The 14287-nt window shown below is 47.0% G+C and carries 16 protein-coding genes and 1 other annotated feature; of the genes, 15 read left to right on the top strand and 1 reads right to left on the bottom strand.

Features of this window, described 5'->3' with window-relative positions:
- Nucleotides 1–187 precede the first annotated feature (187 nt).
- The 7 genes from speD (at nucleotide 188) to thrS (ending at nucleotide 7666) form a co-directional block, all read left to right on the top strand.
- On the top strand, nucleotides 188–568 hold the full coding sequence (gene speD / locus AC1RRX_RS08780) for an adenosylmethionine decarboxylase (protein ID WP_003152471.1): 381 nt from the start codon (nucleotides 188–190) through the stop codon (nucleotides 566–568).
- A 248-nt stretch (nucleotides 569–816) separates the two neighbouring features.
- The gene (nrdR, locus tag AC1RRX_RS08775) at nucleotides 817–1275 is read left to right on the top strand and encodes a transcriptional regulator NrdR (protein ID WP_003152473.1); all 459 of its coding nucleotides are present in this window, start codon (nucleotides 817–819) and stop codon (nucleotides 1273–1275) included.
- A gap of 111 nt (nucleotides 1276–1386) precedes the next feature.
- Nucleotides 1387–2796, top strand: a complete 1410-nt coding sequence (gene dnaB / locus AC1RRX_RS08770) for a replicative helicase loading/DNA remodeling protein DnaB (protein ID WP_012118158.1) — start codon at nucleotides 1387–1389, stop codon at nucleotides 2794–2796.
- A gap of 24 nt (nucleotides 2797–2820) precedes the next feature.
- Nucleotides 2821–3756 carry a primosomal protein DnaI gene (gene dnaI / locus AC1RRX_RS08765; protein WP_020956184.1) on the top strand — a complete coding sequence of 312 codons (936 nt, stop codon included), beginning with the start codon at nucleotides 2821–2823 and terminating at the stop codon, nucleotides 3754–3756.
- Between the two features lie 31 nt (nucleotides 3757–3787).
- On the top strand, nucleotides 3788–4429 hold the full coding sequence (locus AC1RRX_RS08760) for a TVP38/TMEM64 family protein (RefSeq protein WP_007408086.1): 642 nt from the start codon (nucleotides 3788–3790) through the stop codon (nucleotides 4427–4429).
- Between the two features lie 65 nt (nucleotides 4430–4494).
- Nucleotides 4495–5325 (top strand): putative sporulation protein YtxC, encoded by an 831-nt coding sequence (gene ytxC, locus AC1RRX_RS08755; protein ID WP_003152478.1) that lies wholly within the window; start codon nucleotides 4495–4497, stop codon nucleotides 5323–5325.
- 409 nt (nucleotides 5326–5734) lie between these two features.
- The gene (thrS, locus tag AC1RRX_RS08750; protein WP_144464197.1) at nucleotides 5735–7666 is read left to right on the top strand and encodes a threonine--tRNA ligase; all 1932 of its coding nucleotides are present in this window, start codon (nucleotides 5735–5737) and stop codon (nucleotides 7664–7666) included.
- A gap of 54 nt (nucleotides 7667–7720) precedes the next feature.
- On the opposite strand, the gene AC1RRX_RS08745 is transcribed toward thrS, so the two are convergent.
- Nucleotides 7721–8515 (bottom strand): HAD family hydrolase, encoded by a 795-nt coding sequence (locus tag AC1RRX_RS08745; protein ID WP_144464195.1) that lies wholly within the window; start codon nucleotides 8513–8515, stop codon nucleotides 7721–7723.
- A 186-nt stretch (nucleotides 8516–8701) separates the two neighbouring features.
- Between AC1RRX_RS08745 and AC1RRX_RS08740 the strand changes: the two genes are divergently transcribed.
- The 8 genes from AC1RRX_RS08740 to AC1RRX_RS08705 all read left to right on the top strand — a co-directional run bounded on the left by AC1RRX_RS08740 (nucleotide 8702) and on the right by AC1RRX_RS08705 (nucleotide 14280).
- Complete coding sequence (locus AC1RRX_RS08740; RefSeq protein WP_007408090.1) at nucleotides 8702–10483, top strand: sensor histidine kinase; 1782 nt, start codon at nucleotides 8702–8704, stop codon at nucleotides 10481–10483.
- Nucleotides 10461–11195 (top strand): LytR/AlgR family response regulator transcription factor, encoded by a 735-nt coding sequence (locus tag AC1RRX_RS08735; protein ID WP_007408091.1) that lies wholly within the window; start codon nucleotides 10461–10463, stop codon nucleotides 11193–11195. Before AC1RRX_RS08740 ends, AC1RRX_RS08735 begins: the two co-directional genes overlap by 23 nt.
- Nucleotides 11196–11325: 130 nt before the next feature.
- The gene (gene lrgA / locus AC1RRX_RS08730) at nucleotides 11326–11763 is read left to right on the top strand and encodes an antiholin-like murein hydrolase modulator LrgA (protein WP_007408092.1); all 438 of its coding nucleotides are present in this window, start codon (nucleotides 11326–11328) and stop codon (nucleotides 11761–11763) included.
- Between the two features lie 12 nt (nucleotides 11764–11775).
- Nucleotides 11776–12459, top strand: coding sequence for an antiholin-like protein LrgB (gene lrgB / locus AC1RRX_RS08725; RefSeq protein ID WP_007408093.1), 684 nt, complete (start codon nucleotides 11776–11778; stop codon nucleotides 12457–12459).
- Nucleotides 12460–12641: 182 nt separating this feature from the next.
- Nucleotides 12642–12772 (top strand) — a sequence feature (ribosomal protein L20 leader region).
- Between the two features lie 58 nt (nucleotides 12773–12830).
- Nucleotides 12831–13352: a translation initiation factor IF-3 gene (gene infC, locus AC1RRX_RS08720; protein ID WP_071543361.1), complete on the top strand. Its 522-nt coding sequence runs from the start codon at nucleotides 12831–12833 to the stop codon at nucleotides 13350–13352.
- A 12-nt stretch (nucleotides 13353–13364) separates the two neighbouring features.
- Complete coding sequence (gene rpmI, locus AC1RRX_RS08715) at nucleotides 13365–13565, top strand: 50S ribosomal protein L35 (RefSeq protein ID WP_003152493.1); 201 nt, start codon at nucleotides 13365–13367, stop codon at nucleotides 13563–13565.
- 31 nt (nucleotides 13566–13596) lie between these two features.
- A complete protein-coding gene (rplT, locus tag AC1RRX_RS08710) occupies nucleotides 13597–13956 on the top strand; it encodes a 50S ribosomal protein L20 (RefSeq protein ID WP_003152495.1) in 360 nt (119 codons plus the stop codon).
- A gap of 57 nt (nucleotides 13957–14013) precedes the next feature.
- On the top strand, nucleotides 14014–14280 hold the full coding sequence (locus AC1RRX_RS08705) for a DUF1294 domain-containing protein (protein ID WP_015240352.1): 267 nt from the start codon (nucleotides 14014–14016) through the stop codon (nucleotides 14278–14280).
- The last annotated feature ends 7 nt before the right edge of the window (nucleotides 14281–14287 follow it).

The following is a 14287-nucleotide window of genomic DNA, read 5'->3' as shown; positions in this document are numbered from 1 at the left end:
AAAAAACACACCTTGCAAAATAAACTTAAACACAGTATACTATCTTTCGTGAACTTCTTGCTCGTGACTGCTTCGGAATTACTTAAAGGGTTAGGACCTCTCCGGACTAACTTTCCCCCGTGGTAAATGGCCGGGTCAGTTCTCGGAAATTCACTTTTTTAATTCTTGTTAAGGGGGGTCCATGATTATGGAAACAATGGGGCGTCACGTCATCTCCGAGCTATGGGGATGCGATTTTGATAAGCTCAATGACATGGATTTTATTGAAAAAACGTTTGTAAATGCTGCTTTGAAATCAGGAGCTGAAGTGCGCGAGGTCGCATTTCACAAATTTGCACCGCAAGGCGTAAGCGGAGTCGTTATTATCTCTGAGTCACATTTAACGATTCACAGTTTTCCTGAACACGGATATGCAAGCATTGATGTTTATACTTGTGGAGACCTGGATCCTAATGTGGCTGCGGATTACATTGCGGACGCATTACATGCAGATACAAGAGAAAACATTGAAATACCGAGAGGAATGGGGCCTGTACAGATTAAACAGGCACAAGCGAAAGTACTGTAATTTTCAAAACGCAAACACAAGGGAGCTAAGCTGAAAAAGCCATTACGCGCTTTGAAGCTGATGCTCCTTTTCTAATGTAAAAAAACAGCATTGCTTTTTCTTTAAGCATTTTTTTTGTAAAATAGAAAAGATAAGGCCGGTCTATCGGCTCTCCCAACAAATAGGCTCATCCTAGAAACGTTGGCGGGCATTTACCGGAAGCTTGCGAACCGCATTACAGCAACGAAACAGATGGGAGCTGATCCAATTTGAAATGTCCTTCATGCCAGCACAACGGTTCCCGCGTACTTGATTCACGGCCTGCGGACGAAGGGAAATCAATCCGCAGAAGGCGGGAATGCGAAGCCTGCCATTACCGCTTCACTACATTTGAGAAGTTTGAAGAGATGCCTCTGATCGTCGTGAAAAAAGAAGGCGTCCGGGAAGAATTCAGCCGTGAAAAAATGCTGCGCGGGTTAATTAAAGCTTGTGAAAAAAGGCCCGTTCCTTTAAAAACATTGGAAGACATGTGCTTTGACATTGAAAAAGAGCTGAGAAACCAAGGTGTATCTGAAGTCAAAAGCGAACTTGTCGGAGAAATGGTAATGGACCGTCTGGCGAAAATCGATGAGGTGTCTTATGTCCGCTTTGCCTCCGTCTACCGGCAGTTTAAGGATATAAACGTGTTTATCGATGAATTGAAAGATTTAATAAAGAAAGAACGCTGAGAGAGCTAAGAGATTGTGTCTGGCTCTTTTCTCATGAGCAAAATTGGCATTTGATAGATCGCAGAAACGGTGTAAAATGAGAGTAGAAACATATCGGAAGGTTTGAGAATCATGGCTGACTATTGGAATGACGTATTACCTGTAGATCCTTATACGGTCAAAAGCCGTTCGCTTCTTCAGGATGTCGACAGACAGGTTTTGACACATCTGTACCAGCCGCTGATCGGTTCTTTTGCATTCTCCCTTTATATGACCTTATGGGGGGAGCTTGAGCAGAACCGCTTGTGGGGAGCGGAATCCACGCACAGGCAGCTGATGGGCATGATGCAGTCAAATTTAAAAAAGATTCATCATGAACAGGGAAAGCTTGAAGGAATCGGGCTGCTGAAAGTGTATATCCGGGAGTCCGAGCAGAAAGAGCGGATGTTTATTTATGAGCTGCTGCCCCCGCTCAGACCGAATGATTTTTTTGAAGACGGCATGCTGAATGTCTTTCTTTATAACAGAGTCGGTAAAACGAAATACCAGCAGCTGAGACAATTTTACACGCACCCTTCCGTCGGCGCGGGCGCAAGGGAAATTACCCGTCCGTTTAATCACGCTTTTGCCTCTTTTCAGCCGAGTGAATGGAAAATGACGCCTGATATGGAAGAGGCGATGAAGCTCCCCGAGGACTATGAGACGGCGTCTGTCGGACAAGCGCCTTCCTATACGGTGACGGAGGAAGTATTTGATTTTGAGCTTTTCATGGCGGGACTGTCAGAAACGATGATACCGCGTAAATCAATCACGCAGGACGTGCGGGAGAGCATTAAAAAGCTTTCATATTTATACGGAATAGATCCTATCTCCATGCAGCACGTCGTCATGACCGCAATTAATGAACAGGATACGATAACGGCCGAAGCGCTGAGGAAAGCGGCCAGCGACTGGTACCAAATTGAAAGAAGCGGTAAGCTTCCGGAACTGATTGATAAAACACAGCCTGTCACCTTGAGAGAAAACCGGACGGAAAAGGACGATTCATTGAACGGCGAACTCATCGCACAGCTTGAGACCATATCACCGAGAAAGCTTCTTCAGGACATTGCGGACGGGACCGAGCCGTCAAAAGCCGACTTGCAGATTATCGCCGATATTATGTTCGAACAAAAGCTTGAGCCCGGCGTCACCAATGTGCTGATTTATTATGTCATGCTGAAAACGGATATGAAGCTGTCCAAAAACTATATCCAAAAAATCGCCGCCCACTGGGCCAGAAAGAAAGTCAAAACGGTACGGGAAGCAATGAAGCTCGCAATAGAAGAGCACAGGCAATATCTTGATTGGGCGGACGGCAAAACAAACGGCGCGGCGCGCGGCAAAAAAACCGTCCGGGAAGAAAAGCGCCCTGATTGGATGAAAGAAGAAGAAACCGGGAAGAAACAAGAACAGCCGGCTCTTTCCGCGCAGGATCTTGAAGAACAGAAGAAAAAAATGATGGAAGAAATGAAAAAACTGAAAAAATACTCTGCCTATTGAGACAGAGAAGCGGGGTGATATTGAATGGAACCGATCAGCCGATCCTTAGAAGGCGTGACGAAAAGACCTGACTTTCAAAAACGCCTGGAACGAATGCAGGAGCAAGTCATGGCCGACGAAGACGTCCAGGCTTTTTTGAAGGAACAGAAAGATGTAATCAATCAAAGCATGATTGACAGAGGGTTAAATAAACTGTACGAATTCGTTCAGCAAAGCAAACAGTGCGCCTTCTGCTCGAAAGACAGCCGGACGAACAGCCTGCTTGAAGGCTATCATCCGAAGCTTGTGATCAACGGGCGTTCCATCGATATTGAATATTACGAATGTCCGGAAAAGAGAAAGCTCGACCGCCAGAAAAGGCAAAAGTCCCTGATGAAGAGCATGTATATCCAGCAGGATCTTCTCGGCGCGACGTTTCAGCAGATCGACATTACCGATCCGAGCAGAGTCGGCATTTTCCAGCATGTGACGGATTTTCTGAAGAGCTATAATGAAACGGGAAAAGGCAAAGGGCTGTATCTGTACGGAAAATTCGGAATCGGAAAGACATTTATTTTAGCCGCCATTGCTAACGAACTGGCGGAAAAAGAGTATTCATCAATGATCGTATATGTTCCCGAATTTGTCAGAGAGCTGAAAAACTCGCTCCAGGATCAGTCGTTGGAGGCGAAACTGAATATGGTGAAAACGACGCCCGTACTGATGCTTGATGACATCGGAGCGGAGTCAATGACAAGCTGGGTCAGAGATGAGGTCATCGGCACCGTGCTTCAGCACAGAATGAGCCAGCAGCTTCCCACTTTCTTCTCGTCTAATTTCTCACCTGACGAGCTGAAGCATCATTTTACGTATTCACAGCGGGGAGAAAAGGAAGAAGTAAAAGCGGCAAGACTGATGGAGCGGATTTTATATTTGGCTTCGCCCGTCCGTCTTGACGGGGAAAACCGCCGCCGTTCATGATGCCGGCGTCCAATGGGAAGGATTTGAGGGAATGAGGAATAAGAAGGCTGTCACTTGGGCTGCGGCTGCGGCGGGAGCGGGCCTTTTGCTGTGGGCAAACCGCAAATATCTGAATCTGTCGCCTAAGGAGATACGGCTGTGGGTGTTATCGTTCGGTGTTTTTGCGCCGCTTGTGTTTATCGGAATTTCCATCGTCAGGCCTTTTGTGCTGTTTCCCGTATCAATCGTTTCCGTCGCCGGAGGATTGGCGTTCGGCCCGTTTTTCGGCACCGTGTATACGCTGGCGGGCTCAATGGGCGCTGCCGCCGCGTCTTTTTTTGCGGCGGGGCTGTTTGCCTTTAATGAGAAAAGCCGTCATGGAAAAATGGAAGCCATTCAAAAGCAGATGAAAACCAATGGCTTCTTTTATATTTTTATCCTGCGTATTCTGCCTGTTAACTTTGATGTGATCAGCTATGCCGCGGGCCTATCGAAAGTCAGGCCGATGACGTATTTTTTGGCGACCGCAGCGGGCATCATTCCGGGGACGATCGTCCTGAATGTGCTCGGCGCGAGCTTTATGTCCGGAAATGTGCTGACCGTACTCGGCGTGATCTGTCTTTACATCGTATTTTTATCGCTTCCCGTTATATTTAAAAAGAAGGTGCGCCATTTGTTCGGCGGTGAAAGCTAACCTTTACGTCTATTTTAAAAACATCCCCCATATACTTGTAACAGATGCCGTAAGGGGGGACAAATATGCTTGAAGTGATCTTTGAAGATGACCATGATACCGCCGCTTTTTTACATCTCATTCAGCAATCGGACGACCGGAGACATTTTATTGTCCGTGAAGGCATAAAAAAAGTCGGAATCGCAAGGTCTGAAACGGCTTTTTGCGTTCAGCGCTTTATTGAGCCGATACTTGTCAGGTTTTTTTTGGAATGCAAAGAAGACGAGCATATGCTTTCGCTTATTGAGGACGCATACTGCTTCACCGATCAGGATGAACAGCAGCAAATCCTTCAGCTTGCACACAGCATTATGGAAGGAGAGCTTGAGGATCATCCGTTCGAGCCGAAGAAAGAGCCGCGCACACAGTTTATTTCAGATGCGCTCCGGACGATTTCACTTGATGCGGGTGTTTTTTCCGTGCGTTCGTTTCAGACGTTCCGGCTCGGCAGGTATTATGAGCGGCTCAGAGAATACGCGGAGGCTGCGATAGATGAATACCGGATGGAACAGGAATATCAAAACTTTATCCAGTCTCTGAGAGATTATGTGACATCCAATCCGCCGCGGATGAAGAAAGTCCGCATCGTCCATGACAGGGCTTTTACGCTGTGGGAGCTGCGCTATGTGTCAGAACGGGAACAGAAAAAATACATAGACAGACGGTTTGTGCGGGAGCACCCGATGTATATAGATTCCCATCTCCTTGCGCCGCTGATCTCCATTGCGCCTGAGACGGTAGAACTGTATACGGACAAACCGGAGCATATGATGTCCAGAACGATTCAAAACGTGTTTCAGGAGAGGGTGCGCCTTTTTCCGCTGGGCGCGTTTGCAGCCGAGAAGACGGAAGGATAGCCGCACGGACGGCCTTGTGTAAGCGGCAGGGCTGTCTGTGCGAAATCAGACGGAAAACCGAGTTGCATTTTTCTCACAGACATTTTATAATACATAAAAGATTAATGATTGCTACACGTATTGATAAGGACATGAAGCATTGATACCGGCTTTATAAGAGAGGAGAGCCCAGGCTGAAAGCTTTCCAGCTATGGATCATTGTCTTTACCGCCTTTGAACTTCAGCTGTGAACGCCGGAAGAAGCGCCAGTAATAGCTGACGGGAACTCCCGTTACAGAGTTTAGAGCCGCAGGTGCCGAAACAATCGGCCGCGCGGAAAAAAGGGTGGAACCACGATTCCGTTTATTTAACCTCGTCCCTTTCATAGGGGGCGGGGTTTTTGATTTGCATAAAAAAAGGAGTGACGAAGATGTCAGATATGATCAACATCACATTTCCGGACGGAGCGGTAAAGGAATTTCCGAAAGGAACAACAACAGAAGATATCGCGGCATCCATCAGTCCGGGATTAAAGAAAAAGTCTTTAGCCGGAAAACTGAACGGACAGGAAATTGATTTAAGAACGCCGATTCAAGAGGATGGTGCCGTAGAAATCATAACAGAAGGCACAGAAGAAGGTTTGAACATCATGCGGCACAGCACGGCGCATTTATTGGCCCAGGCGATTAAACGCATTTATAAAGATGTGAAATTCGGAGTCGGCCCCGTCATTGAAAACGGGTTCTATTATGACATTGAAATGGAGCAGGCGCTGACGCCGGATGACCTTCCGAAGATTGAAAAAGAAATGAAACGCATCGTCGGTGAAAATCTGCCGATTATCCGAAAAGAAGTGAGCCGTGATGAAGCAAAAGCCATGTTTGCGGAAATCGGCGATAATCTGAAGCTTGAACTGCTGGATGCCATCCCTGAAGACGAAACGGTCTCCATTTATGAGCAGGGCGAATTTTTTGACCTGTGCCGCGGCGTGCACGTGCCGTCTACAGGCAAAATTAAAGAATTTAAGCTGCTGAGCCTTGCGGGCGCATACTGGCGCGGCGACAGCAAAAACCAAATGCTTCAGCGCATTTACGGCACGGCCTTCTTTAAAAAGGATGACTTGAAAGAGCATTTGCGGATGCTTGAAGAAGCGAAAGAGCGTGACCACCGAAAACTGGGCAAAGAATTAAAATTGTTCGCCAACTCTCAAAAAGTCGGACAAGGCCTGCCGCTCTGGCTGCCGAAAGGCGCAACCATCCGCCGCGTGATCGAGCGCTACATTGTGGATAAAGAGCTGAGCCTCGGTTATGAGCACGTCTATACGCCTGTTCTCGGAAGCAAAGAGCTGTACGAAACATCGGGCCACTGGGATCATTATCAGGATACGATGTTCCCGCCGATGGAAATGGACAATGAAACACTCGTGCTCCGTCCGATGAACTGTCCTCACCATATGATGATTTACAAACAGGACATTCACAGCTACCGCGAGCTTCCGATCCGCATCGCAGAGCTGGGAACGATGCATCGTTATGAAATGTCCGGGGCGCTTTCAGGTCTTCAGCGCGTACGCGGCATGACGTTAAATGACGCGCACATTTTCGTCCGCCCTGACCAGATTAAAGAAGAATTCATCCGCACGGTCCGTTTGATTCAAGACGTATACGAAGACTTCGGCCTGAGTGATTACACATTCCGCCTGTCTTACCGCGATCCTGAAGATACGGAAAAATATTTTGATGATGATGAGATGTGGAACAAAGCGCAGTCCATGCTGAAGGCGGCAATGGACGAAATCGGCCATGACTACTATGAAGCGGAAGGCGAAGCGGCGTTTTACGGCCCTAAGCTTGACGTACAGGTGAAAACGGCGATCGGCAAAGAAGAGACATTGTCAACTGTACAGCTTGACTTCCTTCTTCCGGAACGCTTTGATCTCACTTACGTCGGAGAAGACGGCAAACAGCACCGCCCTGTCGTTATTCACCGCGGTGTCGTGTCAACGATGGAGCGTTTCGTTGCTTTCTTAATCGAAGAGCACAAAGGCGCCCTTCCGACATGGCTTGCGCCGGTGCAGTTCCAAGTCATTCCTGTATCACCGTCCGTGCATCTTGATTATGCGAAAAAAGTGCAGGAGCGCCTGCAGCGTGAAGGCCTGCGTGTCGAGCTTGACAGCCGGGATGAGAAAATCGGCTATAAAATCCGTGAAGCGCAAATGCAAAAAATCCCGTACATGCTTGTGGTCGGTGACCAAGAAGCGGAAAACGGCGCGGTAAACGTCCGGAAATACGGCGAGCAGAAATCAGAAACCGTCTCATTGGACGATTTTGTGAAAAAGGCTGTAGCCGAAGCGAAAAAATAACCGGAAATACAAAAAACCCCGTTCATTCAGAATGGGGTTTTTTTGCGTATAAAATTATCTTTCTTTTTGTTTCTCTATAATCGCAAACAGCTCGTGAAGATCGCTGATCACGTAATCAGGCGCAATGTCCGTATCATTTTTCTTTTGCGTCCGGTTTACCCAGACTGTCGTAATACCTGCCCGTTTCGCTCCCAATATATCAGTATTGAGGTTATCTCCGACCATAATGGCGTCTTCTTTTTTCAGGTTCAGGAGGCCGAGGCAATGTTCGAATATGGAGGCGTCGGGTTTCCCTTTTCCGAAAGCGCCTGAGATGACGATTTCATTAAAATAAGGCGCGAGCTCAGGAACGCCGGCGAGTTTTTCTTTCTGCAGGCTGGGATCGCCGTTTGTCAGCAGAAGCAATTCATAAACACCTTTCAGCTTATCAAGCACCGCAAACGTTTCATCATACACGTACGGACGCTGTCTGCGTTCCGCCGCGAAAAACTCCGCCAAATATTCGCCGTAAGCCGCATCTTCTATACCGACGCTTTTTAAGCCGTTCGTCCAGGCGTTTCGTCTGTATTCCGGCGCTATCCGATTCAGCTGTTTAAATCCTTCGCTGACCGGCTCGGAAAAATTCGCCCATAATCCTTCAAACGGATTAATGCCGATCATGACCGTATAAGGATAGGTTTCGTATGACATATACAATTCCCGTGCCGCTTTCCGAACCGCCTCTTCAAATGTATGCGGGTCAAGGCCATATTTTTTTTCCGCTTGTAAACATGTTTCCCTGAATGTTGTTCTGACGCTTTTTTCATCCCATAACAGTGTATCGTCCAAATCAAAAAATACGGCTTTCATGATCTTCTCCTCTTTGTTATATTCTGAAACTCTCTGCCGCAAGGCTCCCGTTTATTCTACAATAGATATATAGACTGTGAAAGATTTGTTTTCAGATGATTTGAAAAAAACAGGCAGGTTTGTGTCAGATTCTGTCTCAGGCTCTAAAACGTGATAAAATAAAATTTGAAAGAACAGGTGAAAAGTATGCTGCATTTGATCATCATGATGCTGGAAAGAGTCGGAATTATCGTCATATTGGGGTTTGTTCTGGCTCATACCAGATTGTTCAGACAGGCGCTCCAGCAGCCTGAGAGCTATAAAGGCAAAGCGGTGCTGATTTCAATTTTCTCGCTGTTCAGTATCATCAGCAACTATACGGGAATAGAAATTCAGCGGAATACAATCATGAATAATGACTGGGTGTTTCAAATTAATCCGTCCGGTTCAATTGCCAATACAAGAATTATGGGCGTTGAAATCGGCGGACTCTTAGGCGGCCCGTATGTGGGGATCGGCGTCGGCATACTGGCCGGCCTGCATCGTTTATCACTCGGCGGCGCGACCGCAGTCAGCTGTGCCGTCTCATCCGTTTTAGCGGGCATTTTGTCCGGCTGGATCGGACGGTATTTCAGAAAACGCTATGCGATGCCGACACCGCGTGTGGCCGCGCTTGTCGGACTCGGAATGGAATCGCTGCAAATGCTGCTAATCCTCTTGATGGCCAAGCCGTTTTCTGATGCTTGGACGCTTGTGAGCATCATCGGCATCCCGATGATATTGGTAAACGGGTCAGGGACTTTTATTTTTCTTTCGATCATTCAGTCGATTATCCGGAAGGAAGAACGGGCGAGAGCCCTTGAAACCCACAGGGTGCTGATGATTGCAGACCAGACGCTTCCGTTTTTCCGCCAGGGGCTGAATGAAAGCTCATGCAAAAGCGTCGCCGCCATCATTCACAGGCAAACAGGAACGGACGCGGTATCGCTTACGGATAACGAAAAGATTTTGGCGCACGTCGGCGCGGGTGCCGACCATCATATTCCGTCTGAAAGCCTGATCACCGGATTGTCAAAACGTGTCATTAAAACGGGTCATATTATGAAAGCGACATCGAAGGAAGAAATTGAATGCACGCACGATCCCTGTCCGCTGCATGCGGCGATCGTATTGCCGCTGACGTCAAACGGCAAAACGATCGGGACGTTGAAAATGTACTTTAAAAGCCCGTCAGGTTTAAGCCGGGTTGAAGAAGAGCTTGCAGAAGGACTCGCCATGCTGTTTTCCACCCAGCTTGAACTCGGCGAGGCGGAACTGCAGAGCAAATTGCTGAAAGACGCAGAAATAAAGGCGCTTCAGGCACAGGTCAATCCGCATTTTCTGTTTAATGCGATCAATACGATTTCTGCTCTTTGCCGTACGGATGTGGAAAAAACCCGAAAGCTTCTGCTGCAGCTGAGCGTCTATTTCCGTTCCAATCTGCAGGGGGCAAGGCAGCTGCTCATCCCGCTTTCTAAAGAACTGAACCATCTGCAGGCGTATTTATCATTGGAGCAGGCCCGTTTTCCCGGGAAATATAAAATCAGTCTTGAAATCGAACGCGGTTTGGAGGACATCGAAATTCCTCCTTTTGTGCTGCAGATTCTCGTCGAAAATGCGCTCCGCCATGCATTTTCAAGAAAGCAGGACAGCTGTGCCGTCAATGTCAGCGTGGTATCCGCCGGTCAGTCGGTTTTAATGCGGGTTGGAGATAACGGGCGGGGAATTGATCCGGAATTGCTGTCCGTGCTCGGAAACCGTCCGCTGCCGTCTAAAGAAGGGACGGGAACCGCGCTTTACAATTTAAATCAACGGCTGATCGGGCTGTTCGGCCCCAAAGCAGCCCTGCGATTGGAAAGTGAGGCCGGCAAAGGTACGGACGTATCATTTGAGCTGCCTTTGAAACTGATGACTAAAGGAGAAGAACATGCTGAAGGTGTTAATCGTTGATGATGAAATGCTGGCAAGAGATGAATTAGCTTATTTGCTGAAACGGACGAATGAAGTAAGTGACATAAACGAAGCTGAAAATATTGAATCCGCTTTTGACAGTATGATGGATCAAAAACCGGATCTGCTGTTTTTGGACGTTGATTTGTCAGGAGAAAACGGATTTGACATTGCCAAACGGCTGAAAAACATGAAAAATCCGCCGGCCGTCGTTTTTGCGACGGCGTATGACCAATTTGCTTTAAAAGCCTTTGAAGTCGACGCGCTCGATTATTTAACGAAGCCTTTTGATGAAGAAAGAGTGCGCCAGACGATCAGAAAGTTTAAAAGAGTGAAGCGGGACAGGGCAGGAGCCGTCTCAGAGCAGCCGTCCGCAGCCGGAGCGCATAAACTGGCTGTATCAGCCGGTGAATCTATTGTCATTTTAGATACGAAGGACATTATTTTCGCCGGCATGGAGGACGGACACGTTTCCGTTAAAACGTTTGCCGCGTCTTATTCCGTTCATGAAACTTTGGCGGTCATTGAGAAAAAACTGCCTGATACGGGTTTCTTGAGAGTGCACCGCGCGTTCATCGTGAATACGGAGCATATTACGGAAATTCATCCGTGGTTTAATTCGACGTACAATCTTATCTTAAAAGACGGCTCTAAAATTCCCGTCAGCCGTACATACGCCAAGGACTTAAAAAAGCTGCTTCATATTATATGAGGCGGCTTTTGCATTTCAGCAGCCGTTTCTTGCATTTCAGAATGAATATTCAGCCGTTTGTTATGAAAGCGCTTTAAAAGGCCATTTTCTCTTTTATAATGAACCTAACAAAGAGAAAGAGGTGAAGAAAATGAGTGCGAAAAAAGTGTACGGATTTCTGACACAAGCATTTATTTTTGCCGTAATTATGCTCATATCTAATGGGATTGCAGCGATTGTCCCCATTCCTATACCCGCTTCCGTAGTAGGTTTGGTGTTATTATTTGTCCTCTTATGCCTGAAAGTGATTAAGCTTGAACAAGTAGAAACGCTGGGAACATCATTAACGTCACTCATCGGATTTTTATTTGTCCCGTCGGGCATCTCCGTGATGAATTCACTTGGCGTCATGCAGCAGTACGGCGTGCAGATCGCACTCGTCATCTTACTCGCTACCATCATTCTGTTAGGGGCGACGGGCCTTTTTTCTCAGCTGATCTTGTCTGTCAGCCAAAAACGTCAGAAGGCAGCTCCTGAAAAACAAACGGTGCGCCGTTCCAATCAGGAAAAAGAACTTGTGCAGCATTAGGAGGGAAATCGGATGAGTCCATATTTCGGTATTGTCGTTTCACTTGCGGCCTTTGGCATCGGCACGTATTTATTTAAAAAAACGAGAGGCTTTTTCCTCTTCACCCCGCTGTTTGTCGCGATGGTGCTTGGAATCCTTTTTCTGAAGCTCGGCGGTTTTTCATATGAAGATTATAAAAGCGGGGGAGACATTATTAAATTCTTCCTGGAGCCCGCGACGATCGCTTTTGCGATCCCTTTATACAAACAGCGTGACAAACTGAAAAAATACTGGTGGCAGATCATGTCTTCTATCATTGTCGGCTCTATCTGCTCAGTCACGATTGTCTATTTGATCGCAAAAGGCATTCATCTTGACGCGGCCGTTATGAAAAGCATGCTTCCGCAGGCGGCGACAACGGCAATTGCCCTTCCGCTGTCAAAAGGAATCGGAGGCATCACAGACATCACCGCTTTCGCCGTTATTTTCAACGCCGTTATCGTCTATGCTCTGGGCGCTCTATTCTTAAAATTGTTTAAAGTGAAACACCCAATCTCTAAGGGACTGGCTCTCGGCACATCCGGACACGCACTCGGTGTTGCGGTCGGTATTGAGATGGGGGAAGTAGAAGCGGCAATGGCAAGTATCGCGGTTGTCGTCGTAGGAGTGGTGACAGTGCTGGTCATTCCGGTATTCGTTCAGCTCATCGGAGGATAAACCCGGGTCATAGACCCGGGTTTTTTTATTGTGTTGGCACGTCCGCGGGCGGCAAAGAACGAAATTTCACATTTTTCCTTGCGCTCGCCCCGGCATCGTGTTAAAATGAAAAAGTTGATCCGGAGAAGTCATTCTTGACTAATGATCCGGTATTGTGTAGAATAGTTATTGAATTGAATATAAATCACAAGCAGAGGCACCCGCTTCTCACCTGATTGACACATTCATGTAGTTGGCAGGTTGACCGTACATTTTTATTTATGCAGATGTTCGTAGTGTGGGTGTGTTGTCATGCCCGCACTTTTTGTTTGCCTGCAGAATGCAGTCAACAAGCGTTGTGAATCAATTCGAAGAAACTATGGAGGTGGCTCATTATTAGCAAAGATCAATTGGTTAATGAGGGTATCCGTGCACGTGAAGTTCGTCTGATCGGACAAAATGGCGATCAGCTCGGCATCAAGTCCCGTCAGGAAGCACTTGAAATCGCCGGCCGCGCAAATCTTGACCTTGTGTTAGTTGCAGCAAATGCAAAACCGCCTGTCTGCCGCATCATGGACTACGGTAAGTTCAGATTCGAGCAGCAGAAAAAGGACAAAGAAGCACGCAAAAATCAAAAAATCATTAACTTAAAAGAAGTTAGATTAAGTCCGACGATCGATGAGCATGACTTTAACACGAAATTGCGCAATGCGATTAAATTCCTTGAAAAAGGCGATAAAGTGAAAGCTTCTATCCGCTTTAAAGGGCGCGCAATCACTCATAAAGAAATCGGCCAGCGCGTATTGGACCGTTTCTCTGAAGCATGTGCGGAAGTTGCGACAGTCGAAACAAAACCAAAAATGGACGGCCGCAGCATGTTCTTAATGCTCGCGCCGAAAAACGAAAAGCAATAAGGAGGAAATCCCATGCCAAAAATGAAAACTCACCGCGGATCTGCTAAACGTTTTAAAAAGACAGGTTCTGGGAAGTTAAAACGTTCTCATGCATACACAAGTCACTTATTCGCCAACAAATCCCAAAAGCAAAAGCGTAAGCTTCGCAAGGGTGCTATTGTGAGCGCAGGAGACTTCAAACGCATTAAACAACAGCTTGCCAACATCAAGTAATCGGACAAGGAACAATTAGGAGGGAAATCTAATGCCAAGAGTAAAAGGCGGAACTGTTACACGTAAGCGTCGTAAAAAGGTTCTTAAATTAGCAAAAGGTTATTTCGGTTCAAAACATACATTATACAAAGTAGCAAACCAGCAGGTCATGAAATCAGGAAACTATGCATTCCGTGACCGCCGTCAGAAAAAACGTGATTTCCGTAAGCTTTGGATCACTCGTATCAACGCTGCTGCACGTATGAACGGTCTTTCTTACAGCCGTTTAATGCACGGTCTTAAGCTTTCAGGCATCGAAGTAAACCGCAAAATGCTTGCTGATCTTGCTGTAAACGATCTTACTGCTTTCAATCAGCTTGCTGATGCTGCTAAAGCTCAGTTAGACAAGTAAGTTGAAAAAGCCGCTCTCTTTCCGGGAGCGGTTTTTTTACGTAAAGGGTGACAATCAATGGCTCTCTTCATTTACGCCGTATTGATAAACGGATACGGCTTTTGGATCATGGGCGCTGATAAAAGAAGAGCAAAGGCGCACAGGTGGAGAATATCAGAGAAACGAATATGGCTCACAGCCGCCATGTTCGGCTCACTCGGCGTATGGATCGGCATGCGCACCTTCAGGCATAAAACGAAACACAAATCCTTTTTATACGGGGTGCCGCTGCTTTTTCTCACTGAAGCCGCCCTTGTGCTGATGTATTTGGTGTATAAAGAATAAAAAGCAG

It is taken from the genome of Bacillus sp. GW821-FHT11D08 (assembly GCF_058808515.1).
Note: the sequence above shows the minus strand (reverse complement) of the source record. Positions and strands in the feature narration are given on the sequence as shown.